The 6,377-nt window shown below is 69.7% G+C and carries 9 protein-coding genes; 6 read left to right on the top strand and 3 right to left on the bottom strand.

From position 1 onward, the window contains the following. The coding region (locus FR728_RS19755; RefSeq protein WP_341872938.1) for a hypothetical protein at positions 1-200 on the bottom strand (200 nt) is incomplete at its 3' end. 52 nt (positions 201-252) lie between these two features. Between FR728_RS19755 and FR728_RS15495 the strand changes: the two genes are divergently transcribed. Both FR728_RS15495 and FR728_RS15490 read left to right on the top strand, forming a co-directional pair. Continuing rightward, the gene (locus FR728_RS15495; RefSeq protein ID WP_244304682.1) at positions 253-735 is read left to right on the top strand and encodes a hypothetical protein; all 483 of its coding nucleotides are present in this window, start codon (positions 253-255) and stop codon (positions 733-735) included. Then, a complete protein-coding gene (locus FR728_RS15490) occupies positions 732-956 on the top strand; it encodes a DUF7220 family protein (RefSeq protein ID WP_149893634.1) in 225 nt (74 codons plus the stop codon). The genes FR728_RS15495 and FR728_RS15490 overlap by 4 nt, the downstream gene beginning before the upstream one ends. A 53-nt stretch (positions 957-1,009) precedes the next feature. On the opposite strand, the gene FR728_RS15485 is transcribed toward FR728_RS15490, so the two are convergent. Then, a complete protein-coding gene (locus FR728_RS15485) occupies positions 1,010-1,582 on the bottom strand; it encodes a DUF3489 domain-containing protein (protein WP_149893633.1) in 573 nt (190 codons plus the stop codon). 95 nt (positions 1,583-1,677) lie between these two features. Next, on the bottom strand, positions 1,678-1,950 hold the full coding sequence (locus tag FR728_RS15480; RefSeq protein WP_036751164.1) for a hypothetical protein: 273 nt from the start codon (positions 1,948-1,950) through the stop codon (positions 1,678-1,680). A gap of 120 nt (positions 1,951-2,070) precedes the next feature. Here FR728_RS15480 and FR728_RS15475 point away from each other — a divergent pair, with 120 nt between their 5' ends. Genes FR728_RS15475 through FR728_RS15460 form a run of 4 tightly spaced genes read left to right on the top strand, consistent with a single transcriptional unit; the run spans position 2,071 to position 6,377 of the window. Beyond that, complete coding sequence (locus FR728_RS15475; protein ID WP_244304677.1) at positions 2,071-2,658, top strand: hypothetical protein; 588 nt, start codon at positions 2,071-2,073, stop codon at positions 2,656-2,658. Then, a complete protein-coding gene (locus FR728_RS15470; RefSeq protein ID WP_149893631.1) occupies positions 2,606-4,609 on the top strand; it encodes a phage terminase large subunit family protein in 2,004 nt (667 codons plus the stop codon). Before FR728_RS15475 ends, FR728_RS15470 begins: the two co-directional genes overlap by 53 nt. Positions 4,610-4,611: 2 nt before the next feature. Then, complete coding sequence (locus FR728_RS15465; RefSeq protein WP_028030714.1) at positions 4,612-4,821, top strand: phage head-tail joining protein; 210 nt, start codon at positions 4,612-4,614, stop codon at positions 4,819-4,821. Further along, on the top strand, positions 4,821-6,377 hold the full coding sequence (locus tag FR728_RS15460; RefSeq protein ID WP_149893630.1) for a phage portal protein: 1,557 nt from the start codon (positions 4,821-4,823) through the stop codon (positions 6,375-6,377). Before FR728_RS15465 ends, FR728_RS15460 begins: the two co-directional genes overlap by 1 nt.

Raw genomic sequence — 6,377 nt, 5'->3', positions numbered from 1 at the left:
GCATGGGCTACCGCCTTGCGGCAGGCCTCTTCACGGCGGCGGAAGTCGGCGCGCCGCACAAGCGCGAGCGGCTCTTCATCCTCGCCATCCGCGAAGGAGACGAGCTGGCCGACCCCGCGCGCCTGCTCTGGCATCCGGTCGAGTGGCGGGAACAGGACGGAACTGCTGCGGCTCTGGCCGACGCCCCGTGCAAGCGCCAACGAGAACCGGCAGACGAAACCGACACCGTCGCAGGCCGCTGGCCAGCACGGGATGAACCTTGCGACGACGGCCGCGCTCTGGCCGACCCCGCAGATCGACAGCTTTCGCAGCCGAGGTGGCGACAGGCGCGACGAGAAGGGTCTGGACCGGATGGCGCGGGATTGGCCGACGCCGATGGCAACGGACGGAAACAAGCCGAGCGCGGGCAATCGCCGGACGGCAGATCTTACCCATGCCAGTCAGATGTGGATGACGCCGACGGCACGGGATCACAAGGACGGGGCTACGACGCTGGCGAACACCCCGGTGAACGGCCTGCTTGGCCGCCAGGTCCTGGTGACGCCGATGGCTGGGAGCGATACCTCCGAGCCACGCCGGACCTTGAACCCGCTGTTCGTCGAGGCGCTGATGGGCTGGCCCACCGGGTGGACCGGCTTCGCCTCTGTGGCAACGGCGTGGTCCCACTGGTTGCGGCGCATGCGCTGCGAACTCTGGCGGCTGAACTGCTGGCCGATGGATGAGGCAGCGGCATGAAGCAGTCCCGCCTCATGTCGCTGGTCGAGTCCGTCGCAAACGTGGCGGTCGGCTACGGCGTCGCCGTCGTGACGCAGATCCTGATCTTCCCGGTCTTCGGGCTGCACACGACGCTGGCGCAGAACCTGAAGATGGGCGCCATCTTCACCATCGTGTCGATCGCGCGGTCCTTCGCCCTGCGGCGGGTGTTCGAGGCCATTCGGATGCGGAACGCCAAATGATCGACCGCCGCCCCGGAGGGACGGCGGCCATCGACTTGTCGGGGTCCGGTGCGTCAGGCGGCAGGGAGCTTGTACACGCGCCCCCGGTTCTCGACCTTCTCCGAGGTCACTTCGAGCCCGAGTTTCTTCTTCAGCGCCCCGGCCATCGCGCCACGCACCGTGTGCGACTGCCAGCCCGTCGCGGCCATGATCTCCTCGATGGTCGCGCCGTCCGGCGCGCGCAGCATGGCGATCAGCGTGGCCTGCTTGGTGCCCTCGCGCGGCGTGCGCGTCTTGGGCGCAGCCTTCGGTTCGGTGGGGGCCTCCGGCGCAGGCTCCTCGGAAGGCGCGTCCGTCGCGCCCACAGGCGCGGGGTTCGCGTCCTCGGGCTCGATGCCGATGGCGGCGAGGCCTGCGTCGGTGGCGACCAGCGTGACGCCGTGGCCGTCTCCGGTGTCGCGCCAGACGGGCTCGCCCTTGCGCGTGTCGACGTCGACCTCTTCGAGGAAGCCCTTGGCGAGCATCGCGCCGACCACCTTGGCGGCGGCTCCGCCGCGCAGGCTTTCAGGCAGCGGCAGGGCGATGTGGTCTTCGCGCTGTGCGGCGGCGCTGAGAATGATGGCTTGGGTATCGGAAAGCTTGGTCATGGGGTCGTCTCCGTGTTCGGGCCCGCGTCATGCGGCGCCTTCTACGACCCCGAGCCGCGCAGGGCGCGCGGCGGGAGTTCCGGCGTTGCCGGAGATCAGCGGGCGTGTTCGCCCTCTCCGAAGGCGCTGTCGGTGATGCGCTTCAGGAGGCTGGCGTAGTGTTCGAGGGTGCCGACCATCGCCCAGCCCGCCTCGTCGGGGGCGCAGTTGAAATGGTCGTCGCTGAGCGCCTGCAGGCGGGCGAGCATCTCGTCGATCTCGGCTTTCTTGCCGATGAAGGCGGCGAGTGCCGCCTCCTTGTTCCGGCGCGCCTTCTCGGCGCGGAGTTCGTGGCGCGGGGTGGTGATCGGGTTCAGGCGGGTGGTCATCGTGGTGGCTCCGTGGTGAGTTGCATCGTCTTTCTGAAAGGACGTTCGCTCCGGTGCGCAGGCTTATCAACTAGATAAGCACATGATCTTGAATGATAATCGGAGCCGTTGATGCAGGGCATGAGCGAGCGCCAGTACGCGGCGCATGTCGGGCTGTCGCGGGGCGCGATCCAGAAGGCGAAGGCGGCCGAGCGACTGGTCCTCTATCCCGACGGCAGCATCAACGCGGCCGCGAGCAACGCGCGGCGCGCCGAGACGACCGACCCGTCGAAGACGAGGAAGCCGCCCGCGCCGAAGCTGAAGCCCGTCCCCGAGGCTGCCGTGGCTGCCGTCGGCGACACACTCCGAGAACAGGGTCTGGCGATGCCGGCGGTCGGCGGCGGCACGACCTTCCTGCAGGCCAAGACCGCGAACGAGGTGCTGAAGGCGCAGGAGCGGCGCATCCGGCTCCAGAAGCTGAAGGGGGAGTTGATCGAGCGGGCCCGCGCGCTGGCGCTGGTGTTCCGGCTGGCGCGGGAGGAACGGGACGCATGGGTGACCTGGCCTGCGCGCGCGGCGGCGCTGATGGCGGCCGAGCTATCGGCGGCATCCAGCGACGCGACGGGTCAGCAGATCACCATGGAGCCAGCCGCGATGCAGAAGGTGCTGGAGAAACATGTACGCGCCCACCTCGACGAACTCGCCGAGGTCCGGCCCGACTTCAGGTGATGATGACGCACTGACGGACTTCGACGGCGCGGGCGAGATCCTGCGCGCCTGGGGCAGCGGGTTGCGGCCCGACCCGGACCTGACCGTCTCGGAATGGGCGGACCGGCACCGGATGCTCTCGGGCCGCGCCTCGGCCGAGCCCGGGCGATACCGCACGGTCCGCACGCCCTACATGCGCGAGATCATGGACCGGCTTTCGCCCGGCGATCCCACGCAGCGCATCGTGTTCATGAAGGCGGCGCAGGTCGGCGCGACCGAGGCGGGCAACAACTGGATCGGGTTCGCAATCCACCAGGCGCCGGGGCCGATGCTGGCGGTCCAGCCGACCGTGGAACTGGCCAAGCGCAACTCGCGCCAGCGGATCGACCCGCTGATCGACGAGAGCCCCGAGCTGCGGGAGCGGGTCAAACCCGCGCGCTCGCGCGACGCCGGCAACACGATGCTGTCCAAGGAGTTCGCGGGCGGCATCCTGATCATGACGGGGGCCAACTCGGCGGTCGGGCTGCGGTCCACACCGGCGCGGTACATCTTCCTCGACGAAGTCGACGCCTATCCCGCCTCGGCCGACGAGGAGGGCGATCCGGTCACGCTGGCCGAGGCCCGGTCGCTGACCTTCGCGCACCGGCGCAAGGTGCTGCTAGTCTCGACGCCCACGATCCGGGGGCTGAGCCGGATCGAGCGCGAGTACGAGGCCAGCGACCAGCGCCGGTTCTTCGTGCCGTGCCCGCATTGCGGCGCGATGCAGTGGCTGAAGTTCGACCGGCTGCGCTGGCAGAAGGGCCGCCCGGAGACGGCGAAGTATCATTGCGAGGGCTGCGAGACGCCCATCGCGGAACACCACAAGACGGCCATGCTGGAGGGCGGCGAATGGCGCGCGACCGCCACGGCCGCCGATCCGACCACGGTCGGGTATCACCTCTCGGCGCTCTATTCGCCGATCGGCTGGCTGAGCTGGGAGCGGATCGTGCGGGCTTGGGACGCGGCGCAGGGGTCGGACGAGGCGATCAAGGCGTTCCGCAATACGATCCTCGGCGAGACCTGGGTCGAGACCGGCGAAGCTCCGGACTGGCAGCGGCTCTACGACCGCCGCGAGCGCTGGACATCTGGCACAGTGCCTGCTGGCGGGCTGTTCCTGACCGCAGGCGCCGACGTCCAGAAGGACCGGATCGAGGTCGATATCTGGGCATGGGGGCGTGGGCTCGAAAGCTGGCTCGTCGATCATGTCGTCATCGAGGGCGGTCCCGAGCGGCACGACGCGTGGTCAGAGCTGACCGCGCTGCTCGACCGGTCCTGGCCGCATGAACGCGGCGCGCATCTGCGCATCGCGCGGCTCGCCATCGATACGGGCTACGAGGCCCCGGCGGTCTATTCCTGGTCGCGAGCGCAGGGGTTCGCGCAGGTGTCGCCGGTCAAGGGCGTCGAGGGGTTCAACCGCTCGAGCCCGGTGTCGGGGCCGACCTTCGTCGACGCGACCGAGGGCGGCAAACGTCTGCGGCGCGGGGCGCGGCTCTGGACCGTGGCGGTGTCGACCTTCAAGGCCGAGACCTACCGGTTCCTGCGGCTGGCACGTCCGACCGAAGAAGAGACGGCCGATGGGGCGGCATTCCCGCCCGGCTCTGTGCATCTGCCGCATTGGGTCGAGAACGAATGGCTGAAGCAGTTCGTCGCCGAGCAGCTGGTGACGGTGCGCACGAAGCGCGGCTTCGCCCGGCTGGAATGGCAGAAGCTGCGTGAACGCAACGAGGCGCTGGACTGCCGGGTCTACGCCCGCGCCGCCGCCTGGATCGCCGGCGCGGATCGCTGGCCCGACGAGAAATGGCGCGACCTCGAGGATCAGCTCGGGGCGGCCCCCACCGACACCGATCCCGCCGGACAGATCAACCGGCCGGGACAGGCCCCGCAGGGCAAGCGCCGCTCCGACTGGCTCGGGCGGCGCGGAGGATGGTTCTGAAGATGACCGACTGGACGGAAACCGAGCTCTCGGCGCTGCGCCGGGCCTATGCCAGCGGCACGACCCGGGTCAGCTATGACGGCAAGTCGGTGGACTATGGCTCGGCCGAGGATCTGTTGGCCCGCATCCGGACCATCGAGCGCGCCATCGCCGGGACCACGCGGCCGCTGCCGGTAGCCGGGCTCGCGGGCTTCTCGCGCGGGGATCGCTGATGTCGGCGACCTGGTTCGACCACGCCATCGCCACGGTGGCACCGCGCATGGCGGCCCGCCGCGTGATGGCGCGGCAGGCCTTCGAGACCCTGACGCGGGGCTATGACGGCGCCGCGCGCGGGCGGCGGACCGAGGGCTGGCGGGCGCCGGGATCCTCCGCCGACACCGAGATCGGCGTCGCCGGGGCGCTCTTGCGCGACCGGATGCGCGATCTGGTGCGCAACAACCCGCATGCGGCCAAGGCCGTGGCGGTGCTGGTGAACAACATCATCGGCGCGGGCATCATGCCCCGCGCCGCCAGCGGCGACGACAAGCTCGATCGGAAGGTCGATGCCCTGTTCGAACGCTGGACGGCGGAGTGCGACGCCGATGGCCAGCTCGACTTCTACGGGCTGCAGACGCTGATCTGCCGGGAGATGGTCGAGGCGGGCGAAGTTCTGGTGCGCCGCCGTCTGCGGCGATCCTCGGACGGGCTCCCGGTGCCGCTGCAATTGCAGGTTCTGGAGGCCGACTTCCTCGACGCCACGAAATCCGGCGCCATCGGCGCGGGGCGACTGGTCCAGGGGATCGAGTTCGATCCGGTCGGCAAGCGCCGGGCCTATTGGCTCCATTCCGAACATCCGGGCGATGCCTATGGCGCCTTGCAGAACGGGTTGCAGAGCCGCCCGGTCCCCGCGACCGAGATCGCCCATGTCTACGAGAAGCAGCGCACGCAGGCGCGCGGCGTTCCCTGGGGCGCGCCGGTGATCCGCAGTCTGCGTGATCTCGACGATTACGAGGTGGCGGAACTCGTCCGCAAGAAGACCGAGGCCTGCGTCACCGCCATCGTCTTCGGTGACGACGAGGCGCAGCAGGGCATCGCGCCCTCCGTGGTCGATGCCGACGGGAACCGGGTCGAGCAGTTCGAGCCGGGGCTGATCGCCTATGCCCGCGGCGGCAAGGACATCCGGTTCAACCAGCCCTCCGCCACCGGGGGCTACGGCGAGTACAAGCGGGCGAGCCTGCACACGATCTCGGCCGGGTTCCGCGTGCCCTACGAGCTGCTGACCGGCGATCTCAGCCAGGTCAACTATTCCTCGATCCGGGCGGGGCTCGTGGAGTTCCGCCGCCAGATCGACGCCGTGCAGTGGCAGCTCTTCATCCCGATGTTCTGCGCGCCGGTGTGGCGCTGGTTCACAGAAGCCGCATGGGCCGCGGGCCAGATCCCGTCGCCGACGGTCCCGGTCGAATGGTCGCCGCCGAAGTTCGAGGCGGTCGATCCGCAGAAGGATGCGATGGCGAACCTGCTGTCGATCCGCTCGGGCACCATGACGCTGGCCGAGGTGATCGCGCGGCAGGGCCGCAACCCGGACGCGGTGCTGGCCGAGATCGCAGCGACCAACGCCAAGCTGGATGCGCTGGGGCTGGTGCTCGACAGCGATCCGCGCCGTGTCACAAAAACCGGCAGCGCCCAGACGAGCGATCCGACGACCGATCCCGCCGACAACGAACCGGATACCGACGACTCCTCCGCCGACGCGGAAACAGACCCGGCGCAGGCCGACCAACAGGACTGA

It is taken from the genome of Roseibium aestuarii, from assembly GCF_008477545.1.
GTDB classification, from domain to species: domain Bacteria; phylum Pseudomonadota; class Alphaproteobacteria; order Rhizobiales; family Stappiaceae; genus Roseibium; species Roseibium aestuarii.
This window is presented reverse-complemented; position numbering and strand designations above follow the sequence as displayed.